Genomic DNA, 18,482 nt, shown 5'->3' on the forward strand with positions numbered 1-18,482 from the left:
TCGAACAGGAGTGAGTTTTTTTTGTAAATATATTTGTACATGGCTTTTTGGAGCCGTACACTAACGTAAGTATTTTGAGATAACCTGACTAAAAGTCGTAAAATCCAATACCAAATGAAAAACAAATCTGTTGCAATCATTATTCTGTTCGTGCTGCTATGTTCTTTCATGACATCGAACGCTCAGAAAATCAGTCCATTTAAGGACGGGGAAAGGGCTGTATTCCTGGGAAACAGTATTACTCATGGTGGACACTATCATTCATATATATGGCTTTATTATATGACTCATTTCCCAGAAATGAGGATTAAGATATTGAATGCCGGAATCGGAGGCGACAGGGCCATTGATATGGTAAAACGGCTGGATGGTGATGTATTCAGTAAGAATCCCACAGTAATAATAGCCACTTTTGGAATGAATGACTCGGGCTACTTTGAATACAACGGAGATCAACCCGAAAAATTTGCAGACGAAAAGGTCAAAGAATCTTATGACGCTTACAGGCAAATGGAGGCCAGATTCCGGAATTTGGAGAATGTAAAGGTGGTGCTCATGGGCAGCTCTCCTTACGACGAAACTGCTGTTATAGAAGGAAACAATCCTTTCAGGAACAAGAATAAGGCAATGCTCAGGATAGTCGATTTCCAACGCGAATCTGCAAAAAATAACGGATGGGAGTTTTTCGACTTTAACGAGCCTATGACAGCCATTAATCAACAATTTCAACAGCACAATCCTAAGTTTACCCTTTGCGGGACCGACCGCATTCATCCCGACAATGACGGGCATATGGTAATGGCATATCTGTTCCTCAAAGCACAGGGATTTGCAGGTAAGGAAGTTGCAGACATAAATATAGACGGCTCAAAGATGAATATCATATCTTCTTCGAACTGTGAAATTTCCAACCTGAAAAAAAACTCTGCTGGAATCACGTTTGACTATCTCGCAAAATCATTACCCTACCCGATGGATACAATAGCCCGTGGATGGGGATATAAGAAAAGCCAGGCCGAAGTGGTTAAATCAGTTCCGTTTATAGATGAAATGAACAGGGAAATACTATCAGTAAAAGGATTGAAAGGGGATTATAAACTAATGATAGATGAGGAAAATATAGGAACATGGCCTGCAAAAGATCTGGCAGAGGGCATCAACCTTGCCACGCTTACCAATACACCTCAGTACCAGCAGGCCCTCAGAGTTATGTTCCTGAATGAAGAACGCTGGGAAATAGAATGCCGTTTTCGTGAATATGCATGGGTACAGTTCAACTTTTTTCTCAACAAAGGTATAACCGATCCGAATACCAGAGAAGCTATTAAGGTATTGGATAAATATAAAGGCAGTGATGGCTGGCTTAATGGCAGGCGTGACCTTTACTCGAAAGCGATGTTTCCTGAAGTAAGACAGGCATGGCAGGATGAGATGGATTTGCTTCTTTCGGCTATTTATGAAGTAAATACTCCTGTGAAAAGAAAGATAACTCTTGTTCGCGTAAAATAAGGCTATGAATTGAAAATTCATAGATTGTTTTTGAATGGAATCTATTTGAAAGTTAATTGTAAGTAATATAAAATCAATACACTTAGGCTTGAATGAGTTGTATAACCTCAATTCAGGCGGAGGATGAAGACCACCCGGAGTAAAAGGACTTCGACAATCTCTTAAACCAACGTATTCGAAAAATAAACCCAAAATTGATATATGAAGCGGATTTTTGCTTTTGTACTGATATCTGTGTCTATACTCGGAAAAGTATCTTCCCAACAGCAGGCATACTTTGTTGACGGCTATCATGGTGGCGTCTATGGGCATTACCCGATGTGGGTGACCCAGTTTATGACAGATAAACTGTCACAACACCCGGAGTGGCGCATAGGACTCGAAATAGAACCCGAAACATGGGATACGGTAAAAGTAAAAGAACCGCTTGCGTATCACAATTTCAGAAGTATCGTAACGGATAAAAGAATCGAGTTTACGAATCCTACCTACGCCCAACCCTATTTATACAACATATCGGGAGAAAGTATTATACGGCAGTTCGAATATGGTATTAATAAGATACATCAGCATTTCCCGGATGTGACTTTTACGACATATTCGGTAGAGGAACCCTGTTTTACAAGCAGTCTGCCACAGATTCTAAAGTCGTTCGGTTTCAAATATGCCGTACTTAAATGTCCGAATACCTGCTGGGGCGGATATACGGCAGCCTATGGTGGTGAGCTGATTAACTGGATAGGACCTGACGGAACTGCTATCCTTACAGTGCCGCGCTATGCATGCGAAGAGTTGGAAGAAAATTCCACATGGCAAACCACAGCATGGGGAAATTCCAAAGCCTATCTCAAGGCATGCTTCGACTACGGGATAAAAAATCCTGTCGGAATGTGTTATCAGGATGCAGGATGGAAAAACGGCCCGTGGCTTGGTCACGGCAACAAGGTAAGGAACAACTCTGTATATGTGACATGGAAAGAATATATAGAAAACAAGTCGGTAGGCAGTTCCTTCGATAATCTGCACTTTTCGCAGGAAAATATGCTGGTCAACCTGATGTGGGGAAGTCAGGTGCTTCAGAAGATTGCACAGGAAGTACGTATATCCGAAAATAAGATTGTGATGGCTGAGAAGATAGCAGCTATGGCAACTATCGGGAATAATTATGCCCCGCTGCAAACATCACTGGACGAAGCGTGGCGTACCCTGATGCTGGCGCAACATCACGACTCATGGATAGTTCCTTACAACCGTCTGCATAAAAATCGCACATGGGCGCAGGAGATCACTCTGTGGACAAACAATACAAATAAAATTTCGGACAATATCATCGAAGAGGCTGTCAAAACATATGGTTCCAAAAATGGATCACCTTCCCGTGACTTGTCTTTTGTAAAAGTATACAATACGCTGGCAACAGAAAGGTCGGAGTTAGTAACCATAAGCCTGCCCGCTACCCGCATCAGGCAGGGATTGGCGGTATATGATTCGAAGAAAAAAAGAATTCCTTCGAGTCTTCGACACGAGGGAGATTCTATCTGTCTCACCTTCAGAGCGGAGGTGCCTTCTTTCGGTTATGCAACATACAGTTTACAAGATGAGAAACCAAATAAAGAAACATATTCTGCTGGTAAAAATAACTCAGAAGGCGATTATATACTGGAAAACGATATGTATAAGATCGTTATCGATGCTGCAAAGGGAGGAACAATAAAAAGTCTGATTGCCAAAAAAGAGAAAAACAAAGAATATATCGACACTGCCAACCAACACGGCTTCGGCGAACTGAGAGGCTATTTTTATGAGGAAGGGAAATATTATTCTACCGTTGACTCTCCGGCAAAAATCACTGTATTGGAAGACAACGGCCTCAGAACCATAGTGAAAATAGAAGGGAATATCTCTATTCACCCTTTCACGCAGATTATCACTTTGAACAGTGGACAGAAACGTATCGATTTCGACCTGACGGTAGATTGGAAGAGCAATGTCGGCATAGGTGAATACAAACAAGGTAATAATTGGCGTGATAACAGGAGGGCATATGTAGACGACAAGTTCAAATTGAATATAATGTTCCCTGTAGGCTTATCTTCACCCAAATTGTATAAAAATGCTCCTTTCGATGTATGTGAAAGCAACCTCAAAAACACATTCTTCAATACATGGGACAGCATAAAACACAATATAATCCTTAACTGGGTAGACCTTGTCGATAAAAACGAGGTATATGGCTTTACCCTCTTATCAGATCATACCACCTCTTATTCTTTCGGAGAAAATTATCCGTTAAGCCTGACCGCCCAGTATTCGGGCATCGGATTATGGGGTATGGATTATAAAATAACAGGGCCGTTGAAAATGAAATATGCTGTCATTCCACATACCGGAAAATGGAAAGAATCCCGTGTGTCGACTGAAAGTAACAAGTGGAATGAACCTTTAGTGGCTTCGCTTCTCGCTAAAACTTCAACAGAAGACAAATCCTATTTCGATACCGGCAACTCAGGCTATGAGGTAACTGCATTTAAGACTCATGGCGACGATCTGCTCATCAGGCTGTTCAATGCCGAAGGAAATACTTCCGTACAGAAACTGAAGTTCGGGTTTCCCGTATCATCAGTGGAAGAAGTTGATTTAAGAGGGAATATAATCACAAAAAATACAATTCACAAAAACAGTATATCGCTGTCGATACCCCGTTTCGGGATTAAAACATTATTAATAAAAAGATAAGATAGGAAAATAATTGAAATGATTGATACTATGCTAAAGATGACAACAGCTCTTATAACGGTTCTTTGCCTGACTATAACGGGATGCACCACGGAAGTAGAAACAAAAAGTTCTGCACCTTCCGATTATGTCAATCCGTTTATCGGAGCCAGTACCAGCGTAGGTGCTGCCGGAGTCTACCATGGACTGGGAAAAACTTTCCCCGGAGCGGCCACACCATACGGGATGGTTCAGGTTAACCCCAATACAATAACAGGAGGTGACAATTCGCCGGGCTACAGTTACGAACATAAAACTATCGAAGGTTTTGCATTTACACAAATGAGTGGTGTGGGCTGGTTCGGCGATCTTGGTAATTTCCTTGTAATGCCTGCTACAGGAGACCTGAAGACAATTGCGGGTAAAGAAGACGGGAGCATAAGCGGATACCGTTCGCTGTACGATAAAAAGACGGAAATTGCCAAAGCAGGGTATTATTCAGTAAACCTGACCGACTATAATATCCGGGTAGAAGCCACGGCAGCACCGCATAGCGGAATCTTACGATTTACATTCCCCGAGCATAAACAATCACGCATACAGATAGACTTGGCTCGAAGAGTTGGCGGGACATCGACATACCAATATGTAAAAGTAGTTAATGACAGCACTATACAAGGGTGGATGAAGTGTACGCCGGATGGCGGCGGATGGGGTGATGGAGAAGGCAATACCGATTATACTGTGTTTTTCTATGCGCAATTCAGTCGTCCGTTGAACAATTACGGCTTCTGGAGCGCCGATATACCTGATAATTGGAAACGTAAACTCAAAGATGTTACAAGCATCCCTTATCTGAAAAGGGTATCGGAAGCTAAAATTATCAAAGATGTCAAGGAATTGGAAGGCAAACATCTGGGATTCTATACAGAGTTCGATACGAAAAAAGATGAGGAGGTAACACTGAAAGTGGGAATATCTTTTGTCGATATGGATGGTGCCGGCAAGAACTTCAAAGCGGAAATCGCAGATAAGAATTTCGACCTTGTCCGCAACAAGGCAAAAGCAAGTTGGGATAGGGAATTGGGCAAAATAAATATTACGGGAGGAACAGACGATCAGAAAACAATTTTCTATACATCCCTTTATCACACAATGATAGATCCGCGCATATATACCGATGTAGACGGGCGTTACACAGGTGGTGATAAGCAGATATACAGTGATTCCACATTCACGAAACGTACTATATTCAGCGGATGGGACGTATTCCGGAGCCAGTTCCCTCTGCAAACCATTATTAACCCCGAATTGGTAAACGATCAACTCAACTCTCTGATTACCCTCGCCGAACAGAGCGGACGCGGATATTTCGAGCGCTGGGAAATTGTGAATGCATACTCGGGCTGTATGATAGGGAATCCTGCCTTATCGGTTCTGGCAGACGCGTATGTGAAGGGTATCCGCAATTATGATATAGATAAGGCCTACAAATATGCAGTGAATACATCGAAAAAATATGGCAATGACGCCCTCGGCTATACAGCTTCGTCACTCAGCATATCCCATACGCTCGAGTATGCTTATGCTGACTGGTGTATATCCCGTATTGCCAACAAAATGGGCAATAGCGACGATGAAAAACTGTTCCTGAAAAAAGGTCAGGCCTACAGGAATATTTTTGATAAGGAAAAGGGCTGGTTCCGTCCGCGGAAGGCTGATGGTTCTTGGGAAGAATGGCCTGAAAATGCGCTATTTAAAGAATGGTATGGCTGCATAGAATCTAATTCTTACCAGCAGGGGTGGTTTGTACCTCACGATGTTCCGGGTATGGTGGAGTTGATGGGAGGAGAAGACAAGGTTGTTACCAATCTTACAAATCTCTTTGAAAAGACTCCCGACAATTTTTTGTGGAACGACTATTATAACCATGCCAACGAGCCGGTACATCATGTTCCTTTCCTGTTCAACCGCCTGAGACGGCCCTGGCTGACGCAAAAATGGACCCGCCATATATGCGATAAAGCCTATGCCAACAAAGTAGAAGGCATAGTGGGCAATGAAGATGTAGGCCAAATGTCGGCCTGGTATGTGCTTGCCGCCTCCGGGATACACCCTGTGTGTCCGGGAGATACACGTCTTGAAATAACAAGTCCGGTATTCGACAAGATAGAATACAAGCTGGATACGAGATACTTTAAAGGAGGAAAGTTCACCATAATAGCCCATAATAACTCACATCAAAATATATACATACAAAAAGCATTGCTTAACGGAAAAGAATATAAAGACTGTTATATAGATTTTTCAACTATAGCAGACGGAGCCACCTTGGAATTGTTCATGGGCAGGAAACCAAACAAAGACTGGGGTATATGAAACTTGGAGAGCTTTAGAAATATGATGCGGAATAAATCACAAATACACTTTCTTATGGAATGAAAAAGCGGATACAAAGGGACCATAATTTGATATATTAAAACAATGTTGATTGATCGATAGGTAGAGTTTCGGGTATTTAAATGAAAAGTTTTTATTAACCTAATACATTATGTATGAAAAACATTTTATATTTATTATTAACGTTAACAGTCGTGTGGGGATGCTTTTCCTCTTGTAACGACAAAGGGTTTCTCGACGAAACCGTAACGACAGACCTCAATTATAATAGGGTTTTTTCCGACAGTGCGCTTACCGAGGGCTTTCTGGCCGAAATCTATCGGGATGTGGGTTTTGACGTGAAAGGCAATCGTTTCAGTACTATATCGGAACAATTGGGTGGCCTTCAGACCGCATGCGACGAAGCCGAATTCAGACTCTCTTCGGAAGGTATCGCCGATGTGCAGTTTGCGTCGGGGACCGTTAATCCGATAATTATTACCGATGATGCATGGAAGATACCTTACCAAAACATCCGGAGGGTAAATATCTTTTTTAAAGGGATAGAACAGGCACCCCTGCAAAGCTTCCGTAAGGCTCGTCTTAAAGCCGAAGCCCGTTTTCTGAGGGCCTGGTATTATCATATCATGGTAAGGCATTACGGAGGTGTACCTTTAATCGGTGATACCATTTATGCTGACGGTGACAAACCGAAAGATACCCGTGATACATTTGAAGACTGTGTGAACTATATCGTTAAAGAATGTGAGACTGCAGCTACCGAACCCAATCTGCCTGTAAAACCTACGGGATCATATTATGGGCATGCGGGAAGAGGCGCTTGCAGGGCTTTGATTGCCCGTATAAAACTATTGGCAGCCAGTCCTCTTTATAACGGGAACAGCGATATAGTTGCGGGAACAAACGTCCCTGCCGAGTTGGTCGGATATCCCGGGTACAGCAAGAAACGATGGGAAGAAGCGATGAATGCCGCGAACGATGTAATCTCCCTGGGGCAGTACAGTTTGTATGTATTACACACAGATCCTTTCAATAACAATAATCCCGATTCCGGACATGGTTTCTATGCTTTGTTCCAATCATTAAAAGATGAATATAAGCCCTCATCTCTCGCTGAATCTATACTCGATGATCGTAGTCTTGGGCGAGTAGCGAGAGAAAGCTGGTTTCAGCCTCCATCCCGTGGTGCTGCAAAAAGCGGATTTATCTATCAAAATCTGGTAGATGCATTCCCGATGAAAAACGGAAAGCCGATCAGCGATCCTGCGTCAGGATATGATCCTAATAATCCATATGCAAACCGCGACCCGAGGTTCAATAACACTGTGGCCCACGACCAGACAATGATTGCGTTAGCACCGAATAATAACCCTGATCCAATAAACGTGTACCGCAAAGCCGACGGTTCTTCCAGTGGTAAAGATGCTGTACATCAGGGCACGCCTACCGGCTATTATATCAACAAAATGGTCAGTCGTCATTTGGCGGCCAACGCTGTACATGGCGAAAATGAGGCAACTCCGATCTTACGCTTCGCCGAAATTTACATGGCCTATGCCGAAGCAATGAACGAATATGAGATAGGTGATGGCAACGGATCTCAACTAGTATCGCCAGCAGACAAAACATACGAAATATTAAAAGCGATTAGGGCACGCGGAGGAATAGAGGCCGGTACAGACGGTATGTACGGATTAAAACCGGATATGACACGCCTGGAAATGCGTCAGGCCATACGCGATGAAAGACGTATCGAATTTGCTATAGAAGGCCACCGTTTCTTTGATGTAAGGCGCTGGAAAATAGCTGAACAAACAGACAGCCAGATGATGACGGGTATGGAAGTCAGGCTGACACCTGAGGGTGGCAAGTCATATACGCGTTTCAATGTACGGCAGCGTATTTTCAGAAAGGCGATGTATTTCTGGCCTATCCCGTATGCGGAAACATCCAAGTCTCCGAACCTGATCCAAAACCCTAATTATTAAGATTAACCTTTTTTCTAACTCTGTAAACAAAGATTCATTATGAGAAGATTAAATACAAAAATGATGTTTATGCTTTGTATTATGGTATACTCTTTCCTTTCCTGCGATAAATTTAAAGATTCGAACGGTTACGACATCGAGGAACCTGTTAAAAACCTTGCCGGTTCATGGTATATTACCAAGGCCGTAAGGAATGGAATAGATATAACCAAAGCTATGGATTTCAGTGCTTTCAGGATTACCTTCAATGACGATAATACGTATACCATTGATAATTACCTTCCATTTTTGGTTCGCCAGGACGGGACATGGAATGTAAACGACCCTCAGTATCCCACACAACTGTTGTTTAAGGAAGGAACTTCTACCGGATCCAATATTTCTCTTTTCGACTATCAGACAGTGAAAGGAGAACGGCAGATAACCCTTTCATTCTCGCCGGGATGTCAGAGCAATGTATATTCCTATGTATTGGAGCGGGCGTCTAATAAATAAAACAGAACACCATGAAAACAAAACCGAAAAATAAAATATTGATATATAAAATATTAGGGTGTATGATCTGTCTTGTCGCATTTATTTCCTGTGGCATAGAATGGTTCACAGACCATGGGAGTAAATTTGATGACGAATATAAGGATAACAACTCTCCAATCATTTATAAGACAAATTCCGTAAAGGCAGGTGAATATGCCGAATTTGTCATGTATATAAAATGCGGGTCGAACATAGACGGTGGCCGGACAGAAAAACTGATAATCGCCGTTAATGTTCCTAAAGTGTGGACAGATGCCAAAAATGCTATAGTAACATGGGAAGGTACCGGCAATGGTAAAAATCTGGAGGGAGAACATAAGATGTCGCCGATCCCTGATGGAACTTCCCCTGTGAGTAAGCCGGGTCTGACTTGGGATCAAGCACTCCTTAACAAATTCGGTGGAGAAAATCCGAATGTACTGGACGATACCCAATGGGTGGCATTTGTGTCTGATGCTGCGGGGACTATAGATAACGGAGGCAATGCGTATGACCTGTATGTAAAAATAAAGATAAAAATGAAAACCGGTCCCGATAACCTGAGGGCGAAAATAGGATTCTTCGCTAATTATGAATCTGACGGACTGAGCGAGTATAGTTCAGGAAACAATCAGGTAGGGCCGGATCATTGGAAAGTGATGTGGGGCGACTGTTTTGAAGTGACGGACGGTGAAGGCGTCGAACCGATAGACTTCTGCCAGTATCATTTCTATCAGGTAACTCCGGGCAATGCTGCACATAATGATATTCTTACGTTCAGGTATATCGGCGATTATTACAACAACCAGTTGATAAATGAAAGTAATATCTACCTGAATGCCAAGGCTCACACTGCAAATGGTAATACATATACAGTAGACGAAATATCCGACAAAACAAAACTACTGAAAGATTCCAGATGGGGAGTAATGTGGAGTGCGACACTGTGGCCTGAAGGCTTTTTCGGCGTGCCAGCCAACGAGACTATCACTCATATCGAATATTATTTTACAAATGCGGACGGTTCTCTATTTGTCGACAAATATGACGACGAACAAGCAGGAAAAGATGATCCGGCCGGAGACGACGATCATTCGACAAGGGAGAAAAAGCCGTTTGTTTACAATTTCGTTTGTAAATGAGATCAATGTATAAATTTTTATAATTAAAACCGGAATTTATGTATAATTCAATATATAAAAAGATGAGTAAGAGCTGTTACTTCTTGCTTATGATCGTATGGTGGTTGTTGTCAGGATACGGGACCGCTTATGCCCAGGAGAAGGCGGCTAACGGCGCATCCGGCTTTTCGGGTGTGGTTGTCGACCAGTACGGGAGACCGGTACAAGGCGTGGAAATAGCAATTAAAGCAGGCAGTTACAAGGCAATAAGCGATGAAGCAGGAACGTTTGGCATTGATGCTGTTATTGGAAATACGCTTGTTCTCACACATCCCGATTATTTAGTAAAAGAAATCAGAATTCCCAAGGACATCAAAAAGGGAACAGTATTTAAAGTAGATATAAAAGATAAGAAGCTAAAAAATCCTGCTAAGCTGGATATCCCTTACGGAAAAACGGTAGACAAGGAAACTTATCTGGGTGCGGCATCGACCATTTATACAGATGAAATAGCCCCTGCATTGTCTGCTAATATACTGGGCGCATTATCAGGCAGGTTGCCCGGCCTGTATATTTCCCAGGGTAGAGGATACAGAAATACTTTTACCAACCAGAGTACAGTTAACAATGCTTTTCTGGGCGGTCAGGCCGATGATTCCAGAGTAGGATATAACGACAATACGCAGTACGGTTTCTCATTACGTGGAGCTTTTTCGCCGGTAGTGGTTGTCGACGGATTTCAAAGCGAACTGTTCAACATCGATGTGGAAAGCATCGAATCGGTTTCGGTACAGAAAGACGCCTTGTCTTCCATGTTTCTGGGAGGAAGAAGTTCGCGCGGGGTAATGTATATTACTACTAAAAAACCGGTAGAAGAAGGGTTTAAGATATCATTCACCGGCAGGTATGGCATACAGGAACCCATAAAGACGCCCAAGCCGCTTCCGGCCTATCAATGGGCGTACCTGCTGAATGAGGCTCTGGTCAACGATGGTAAAAACGGAGTATATACAGCCAGTAACATAGAGTCGTTCCGCTACGGGAAAGACCCGATAGCATACCCTGACGTAAACTGGTACGATCAGGTACTGAAGAACAACTCCGATATCCAATCCTACAACCTGAATGCAACCGGAGGAAATAAAACAGCCCAGTACTTCGTCAGTTTGGGATACTTCACAGAAAACGGGCTGTTTCGCGAAAACGCGCAGAACGCCTACAATACCAACCTATCATACGACCGGTACATGGTAACTTCCAAGATTAACGTAAATGTTTTACCGGGACTCAAAATGGGAGCCACCGTTATAGGGCGTATCGAGGAGGGCAACCAGCCGGGAGCAGGTACAAGTAGCATTATGAGCGATATATACACACTTCCGGGAAGCGTATATCCGGTTTACAATCCCGACGGCTCCTATGGCGGGAACAACAGCTACCAGAATAATCTGATGGCGAAAACTATCGGTTCGGGTTATATAAAAGATCATATGCGCGACGGATATGGCAATATTGTTATCGATCACGACATGGCATGGCTTGCCGAAGGCTTATCGGCGCGTATGGTAGGAAGTGTTGTTTCGCAAAGCCGCAATGCCTTGGACCGCAGCAAGCAGGAACCTGTCTATCTTCGTTCTCTGAATCCCGATGGATCGCTGAGAGGCTATGAACGCTTTGGGAGTATAGTCCCGCAAAAGAATAGTTTCATTGGTGTATCAAACTTTCAGTATATGTATGGGCAGGTTGCACTGGACTATAAAAAAGTGATAAATAAATCGCATACGATAGAAGGAAATGTATTTGCTGATGTAAAAGAGGTTTTGGACAATTATCAGTTGCCTGAAAAACCTGCAAATCTTAATGCAGAAGCCAAATACGACTATCAGCAGAAATATTTCGCCCAAGCGGCCGTTTCCAGAAGCTACCTGAACAGGTATGCGCCGGGTAAAAGATGGGGGACGTTTTACGCTTTCGGCTTAGGATGGGATATCAGTAAGGAAGCATTTATGCAATCCATCGACTGGGTAAATAAACTAAAGCTACGTGCGGTGTTCGGACAAACGGGAAACAGTATCGGACGCGACAATTATTATACATGGAGACAACAGTATGAAAGTAATGCCGTTACTGTTGCGGGTACAGGAGCTTATTATCCGCAGGGATCGAACTATACGGGCTTGTATGAAAATGTTGCAGTCGGGCTTATCGAAACAAATCTCAGCTTGTCGAATCCGAACCTGACATGGGAGAGAGCCAATAAACTGAATCTGGGGCTCGATGCCAACCTGTTCGACAACAAACTATGGATTACAGCTGATTTATACAGCGACAAACATTTCGATCTTTTGATGACCAGAGGGAAAAGTATAGAGCTCATCGGTTTGAACTATCCTACTGAAAATATAGGGAAAGTCCGGTATCAGGGTGCCGATCTATCAGTAACTTATCAGGATCACATCGGGAATTTCAATTATTATGTGACCGGAAACTGGAGCATAAATCAATCGAAGATTTTATTTATGGATGAACAAAATGTTCCCGAAGAATACATGCGCAGGACAGGCAATCCGGCCGGAACCCGCTATGGGCTTATTGCCGAAGGATTTTTCCAGACAAGGGACGAGGTGGCAAACAGCCCGGTTATTTCCGGTTATAATATCGTCCCGGGCGATCTTAAATATAAGGATATGAATGGAGACGGAGTAATCAACGAATATGACCAGACTGCAATAGGCGGCAATAAACCGCTCTGCTTTTTCGGTCTGAACTTTGGATTCGAATACAAGGGACTTGAGTTGTCAGCTTTATTTCAAGGCGCTTACAACCGTGAAATTTATTTTCCGGATGCAGGCTGGGAATATGCAACAGGATTCATAGCATGGGGTAATACCTACAGTCAGGCATATGAACATGTACTGAACCGCTGGACTCCCGAAACGGCCGAAACGGCTCTGTTCCCAAGGCTTTCCACAAGCCCGAATTACAATGTTGCTCCTAATGGCATGAATAATTCATTCTGGTTGAAATCAGGAAATTACATACGGTTGAAAAACCTGAATATAGCCTATACCCTCCCCGATTCATTTTCGCGGAATTATCTTGGCGGAGTGAAAGTAAAGGTATTCGTCGGTGGTCAGAATTTATGGACACAAGCTGCTTTCGATCTGGTTGACCCTGAAGTTGTAGATTTCAGGAACTATCCGGCGCTACGTGGCTTCAACACAGGGATCAACATCAAATTTTAGCATTCTCTAAAAAATGAAAGACATGAAAAATAAATTATATATCATACTGATAGGCCTGTTCTGCACGTTGTGGTCATGCAACGACTATGAAGATGTTCCTGTGGAAAAGCATACGCTTGAGTATGTGTTCTCAACTACAGATTCACTGGGTGTAGATGCAAAAAGGTATTTAAACAACATTTACAGTGTTTTGCGATACGGACACAATGGCATTGACGGAGACTATCTGGATGCAGCTTCGGACGATGCTGTCACATCGGTCAATTCGGAAAATCAAATCTATCAATTGCAGGTCGGCCGTTATTCACCTTTTGTACGCCTTACTGACATGGGATGGGCTAATTATTACAGGGGCATTCGCTGGTCGAATACATTCATTAAAAATATAGACGTGGTTCCATTCATGCAAACATATAACAATCACGCCGGTACTAAAATACCTCTTAACAGAGCACTGAAGGCCGAGGCTCGTTTCTTCAAAGCATTTTATTATTTCGAACTTGTAAAACGCTATGGTGGTGTGCCTTTGGTTGGTGACATACCTTACGAATTAGGAGAACCGATGGAGTTTCCGCGAAATACATTCGACGAATGTATAGAGTATATCGTAAATGAGCTCGACAATATCAAAGACAGCCTGCGTTCGGTTCCTATCGCCAATGTCGGGGCAGACGGCCATGTGGTGACATCGGGAGCGGCTATGGCTCTCAAAACAAGGGTATTGTTATATGCCGCAAGTCCATTGTTTAACGAATCTCCGATCGAAGCCGGAAATCCGTATGTAGGTTATGATAAATATGATCCTGCCCGCTGGAAAAGAGCAGCGGATGCAGCGGAGAATTTCATCAAGGACTGGGGTCCTGGAGGAAATTATGGGGGATATGCTTTAATGAATGATTTCAGGGATGTATTCCTTTATTATTACGGCCCGTCTACAAATGAAGTCATATTCCATGTACAGGTACAGGATGGTCAGAAAAAAAGAGATGTGGAAGTAAATAACGGGCCGATAGGATTTTCCAGTGAAGCCAAAGGCAACGGACGCACCAGTCCTACACAAAATCTGGTGGATGCTTTCCCTATGAAGGACGGAAAACCAATAAGCGACGTGAGTTCAAAATATACATATTCGGAACAATCGATGTACGACAACCGCGATCCCCGCCTCGATTACACAGTATTACATAACGGTTCACGCTGGCTTAGTTCGGTGCTGGCCACATACATAGGCGGACGAAATAATCCGGGCGGAACTACCGAAGCCACGACAAAAACCAGCTATTACCTTCGTAAATTTATGGGTAAATACGAAGATAAGGAGAAATATGAAGAGACTCTCCGCAACTGGGTTCTATTCCGCTACGCAGAAATATTACTAAATTATGCGGAAGCCAAAAACGAATATGACCTTGCTTCTTCGAAAACAACAGCCGACGCCAAAGTGATCGAATATATCAGGGAAATAAGAAAAAGAGCCGGAATTGACGGTGACGATGATACTTATGGCATAGCCGGTAACACAACCTGCGTAGCGATGAGGGAACTTATCCGTAACGAAAGAAGAATTGAAATGGCATTTGAGGAGCAACGCTTCTGGGATATACGACGTTGGAAAATAGCCGAAGATATTTTCAACCGGCCACTAAGAGGATTAGCACTGGTGATGAGGACAGGGAATATACAGATTGAACATATTGATGTTCTGAATGCAAAATTCGATCCGAAAAGATACCTATATCCTATACCATACAGCGAAGTAAACAAAAACAGTAACATGGTTCAAAACCCTGGATGGTAACAAAGCTATGTTTATCAATTCTTTAACAATCGATTGATATGAAAAGACTAACTTTATTATTTATAAGCATACAAATCTTTGCCTTTGCTTTCGGGCAACAACAGTTCCAACTGAAAGGCAAGGTGTCATCAACTGACGGGGAACTCCTGACCGGAGTGAGCGTCACTGTTGATGGAACGACAAACGGCACGATGACAGATTCTGATGGTAATTATACATTAACAGTAAAACCCGGAGATCAGGTAACATTCTCTTTTATCAGTTTCGCAAAGCAATCTGTCAAAATAACTAATCAGAAGATTCTGGATATTGTACTCCATTCCGATCAGACAGCATTAGACGAAGTTGTGGTTGTCGGTTATGGTAAAGTGAAAAAAATCACATTGACCGGAGCTGTAAGCGCTATGTCGGCCGAAGAAATACGAACGGTCCCCACATCCAGTGTGCAAAATGCGTTGGCGGGAAAACTACCCGGATTCTTTTCTCAACAGCGTTCGGGACAGCCCGGTAAAGACGCCTCCGATTTCTTTATCAGGGGAGTCAGTTCCCTGAACGAGGAGGGTAATCAACCGCTGATCATTGTAGACGATGTTCAATATACATACGACCAGCTGCAACAGATCAATGTGAACGAAATAGAAAGCATTTCGATTCTGAAAGATGCTTCTACTACGGCTATCTATGGTATTAAGGGTGCTAACGGCGTTTTGGTGGTAAAAACCCGCCGTGGCGAAGAAGGACGCCCCCGTATAAATGTACGGCTCGAAGGTGGTTTGACTATGCCCATACGTACACCCAAATTTCTGAACGCTTATGAAGCGGCATCGCTTACAAACGAGGCTTTTGGAAATGATGGATTGGAAAGCAGCAAGCCGTTTACCGCTGCCGATTTGGAGCATTTCAGGCTGGGAGACGATCCTTATGGCCATCCTGATGTGAACTGGTATAAAGAGATTTTTAAAGACATAGCCAGTCAGCAGAATGCAAACGTGGATATTTCGGGTGGTACTAAAAGGCTGAGATATTTTGTTACGGGTGGATTCTTCTCCCAAAATGGTTTGACACGCAATTTCGAAGACCCGTACGGCGAAGTGAACACTGATTACTTCTACCGCAGGTTTAATTTCCGCTCCAATCTGGATTTCGATGTCACTTCTACTACCAAAGTCCGTCTCGATATGTCGTCCCGTTTTATGAATATCAATGAGCCAAACGGCTTAAATGCCGTAGGGGAAATCTATAACTTCAAGAATATGACCCCGTTTTCGGCTCCATTGAAAAACCCCAACGGAACCTACGCTTATCATAATTACTTCTTTCCCGACAGTAAAGACCCTACTTTGAATGCACGTCTGGCAAATGAAGGTTACAGCCGCACAAGGAGATTCGATTCCAATATACTATTCGACGTATCCCAGAATATGGACTTTGTTACCAAAGGGCTTTCCGGCATGTTACGCGTAGCATATTCCAGTATAGATGAAAATTCCAGAAGGATGTGGCGGGCTAAGGATATGTATCCTACCTATCATTATACTCCTTCGGGGAACGGAGGTACATATACAATCAACCCTACGGTGAACTCCTATGCTTACGAGAAGTATGTATCAGGCGCCGGTATCAATAAGGCTATAAGGGATTTGAATATACAGACATTCATCAATTACGAACGGACCTTTAACGAAGACCATAATATCAACGGAATGTTGTTGTACAACAGGCAAAGCCGTACAAGGGACTGGGAAAACGTGCCTTTTTTCAGCCAGCCTGACGTTCCTGCAAAATTTGTCGGATATACGGGCCAGATCAAATATAACTACAAGAACCGGTATCTGTTCGACCTGAACACGGCCTATAACGGGACCGACCGATTTAGTAGGAACAAGCGTTTCGGCTGGTTCCCCTCTGTCGCGGCAGGATGGAATATCGGCGAAGAACCATTTTTTCAGGAGAAATTCGGCAGCAAGGTCGATATGCTGAAAATCAGGGCCTCGTATGGTTTGGTAGGATCAGACGTAGCATCGGGTGGCCGTTACCTTTATAAGCAGTATTATGAGCAAGGAGGCGGATATAGTTTTGGCGAAAATTATAATAATAGAATATCTTCATATAAGGAAGGCTCATTGGCAGATGAATCGGTTACATGGGAAAAAGCCCGTAAATTCGACGTCGGCATAGATGCCAGCCTGTTCAATAATAAGGTATCCTTCACGATAGACTATTTTTATGATTTCCGCTATGACCAGTTGGTAGAGAGAAGTGATGTGTCTCTGGTCTTTGGTTTGGGTTCGGCCCGCAAAAATATAGGAGAAACCACTAATCAGGGTTTCGACGGGCAAATCGGTTATACTGACAAATTCGGAGATTTTAGTTTTAATACTAACCTGGTGTTTTCCTATGCAAAGAATAAAGTGAAGTACAAAGCCGAGGCTCAGCAAAGATATCCCTGGCTGGCCGAAACAGGCAAACCTATCGGTCAACCATTCGGTTATACATGGCTTGGATATTACACACAACAGGATATAGATGAAATCAACGCGGGTAATCCGAATAAGATTCCCGTGCCTTCAGTTCCTGTATCGGCAGGCGACCTTAAATATCTGGATATGAATGACGATGGCGCTATCGATGACTTCGACAAAAGCGCTATCGGTAAACCTAACCTGCCGACAACCACACTTGGATTTACGATAGGCGGATCATATAAGGGTTTTTCACTGAACCTGTTGTTCCAGGGATCATTTGATTATAGTTTCAGTGTCGTAGGAACGGGCATAGAATCTTTCAAAAGCCAGTTTCAGCCCATCCACTTGAAACGCTGGACACAGGAGAGATATGATAACGGTGAGGTAATCGATTTTCCGCGCCTGACAACGAACCCTTCGACCGTAAGCAGTAGTGAAGCATACATGTCGGACTTCTGGCTGGTAAACGCATGGTATATCCGTCTAAAAACGATTGACCTGGGCTATGAACTACCTAAGAGTGTATTGCCTAAAGGGATATATAGCACACGCTTCTATATGAATGCTTATAACCTGTTCACTAAAACGAACTATGATAAATATCAGCAGGACCCTGAAATAAAGACGAACTCGGCAGGTGACGCATATATGAATCAGCGGGTGGTAAACTTCGGCGTGCAGATGTCGTTCTAAAAAAATCATTGTAGCAGGGTTATCTACCGTAT

Annotated in this window: 9 protein-coding genes; all 9 read left to right on the forward strand. The window is 43.2% G+C overall.

Annotated elements, in window-relative coordinates:
- Positions 1-114: 114 nt before the first annotated feature.
- On the forward strand, positions 115-1,509 hold the full coding sequence (locus tag ACYQ3L_RS15800; protein ID WP_380001305.1) for an SGNH/GDSL hydrolase family protein: 1,395 nt from the start codon (positions 115-117) through the stop codon (positions 1,507-1,509).
- A gap of 201 nt (positions 1,510-1,710) precedes the next feature.
- Positions 1,711-4,245, forward strand: a complete 2,535-nt coding sequence (locus ACYQ3L_RS15805; protein ID WP_380001303.1) for a glycoside hydrolase family 38 C-terminal domain-containing protein — start codon at positions 1,711-1,713, stop codon at positions 4,243-4,245.
- Between the two features lie 30 nt (positions 4,246-4,275).
- Entirely contained in the window at positions 4,276-6,603 is a 2,328-nt protein-coding gene (locus ACYQ3L_RS15810) for a GH92 family glycosyl hydrolase (RefSeq protein WP_380001301.1), read from the forward strand.
- Positions 6,604-6,779: 176 nt separating this feature from the next.
- Entirely contained in the window at positions 6,780-8,612 is a 1,833-nt protein-coding gene (locus ACYQ3L_RS15815) for a RagB/SusD family nutrient uptake outer membrane protein (RefSeq protein WP_380001299.1), read from the forward strand.
- Positions 8,613-8,651: 39 nt separating this feature from the next.
- Positions 8,652-9,107: a DUF5004 domain-containing protein gene (locus ACYQ3L_RS15820; protein ID WP_380001297.1), complete on the forward strand. Its 456-nt coding sequence runs from the start codon at positions 8,652-8,654 to the stop codon at positions 9,105-9,107.
- 11 nt (positions 9,108-9,118) lie between these two features.
- Entirely contained in the window at positions 9,119-10,270 is a 1,152-nt protein-coding gene (locus ACYQ3L_RS15825; RefSeq protein WP_380001295.1) for a DUF4961 domain-containing protein, read from the forward strand.
- A gap of 62 nt (positions 10,271-10,332) precedes the next feature.
- Positions 10,333-13,494: a SusC/RagA family TonB-linked outer membrane protein gene (locus ACYQ3L_RS15830; protein WP_380001293.1), complete on the forward strand. Its 3,162-nt coding sequence runs from the start codon at positions 10,333-10,335 to the stop codon at positions 13,492-13,494.
- Positions 13,495-13,507: 13 nt separating this feature from the next.
- The gene (locus ACYQ3L_RS15835) at positions 13,508-15,292 is read left to right on the forward strand and encodes a RagB/SusD family nutrient uptake outer membrane protein (protein WP_380001291.1); all 1,785 of its coding nucleotides are present in this window, start codon (positions 13,508-13,510) and stop codon (positions 15,290-15,292) included.
- 38 nt (positions 15,293-15,330) lie between these two features.
- Positions 15,331-18,450: a SusC/RagA family TonB-linked outer membrane protein gene (locus ACYQ3L_RS15840; RefSeq protein ID WP_380001289.1), complete on the forward strand. Its 3,120-nt coding sequence runs from the start codon at positions 15,331-15,333 to the stop codon at positions 18,448-18,450.
- Positions 18,451-18,482: the final 32 nt, after the last annotated feature.

It is taken from the genome of Dysgonomonas termitidis (assembly GCF_054657735.1).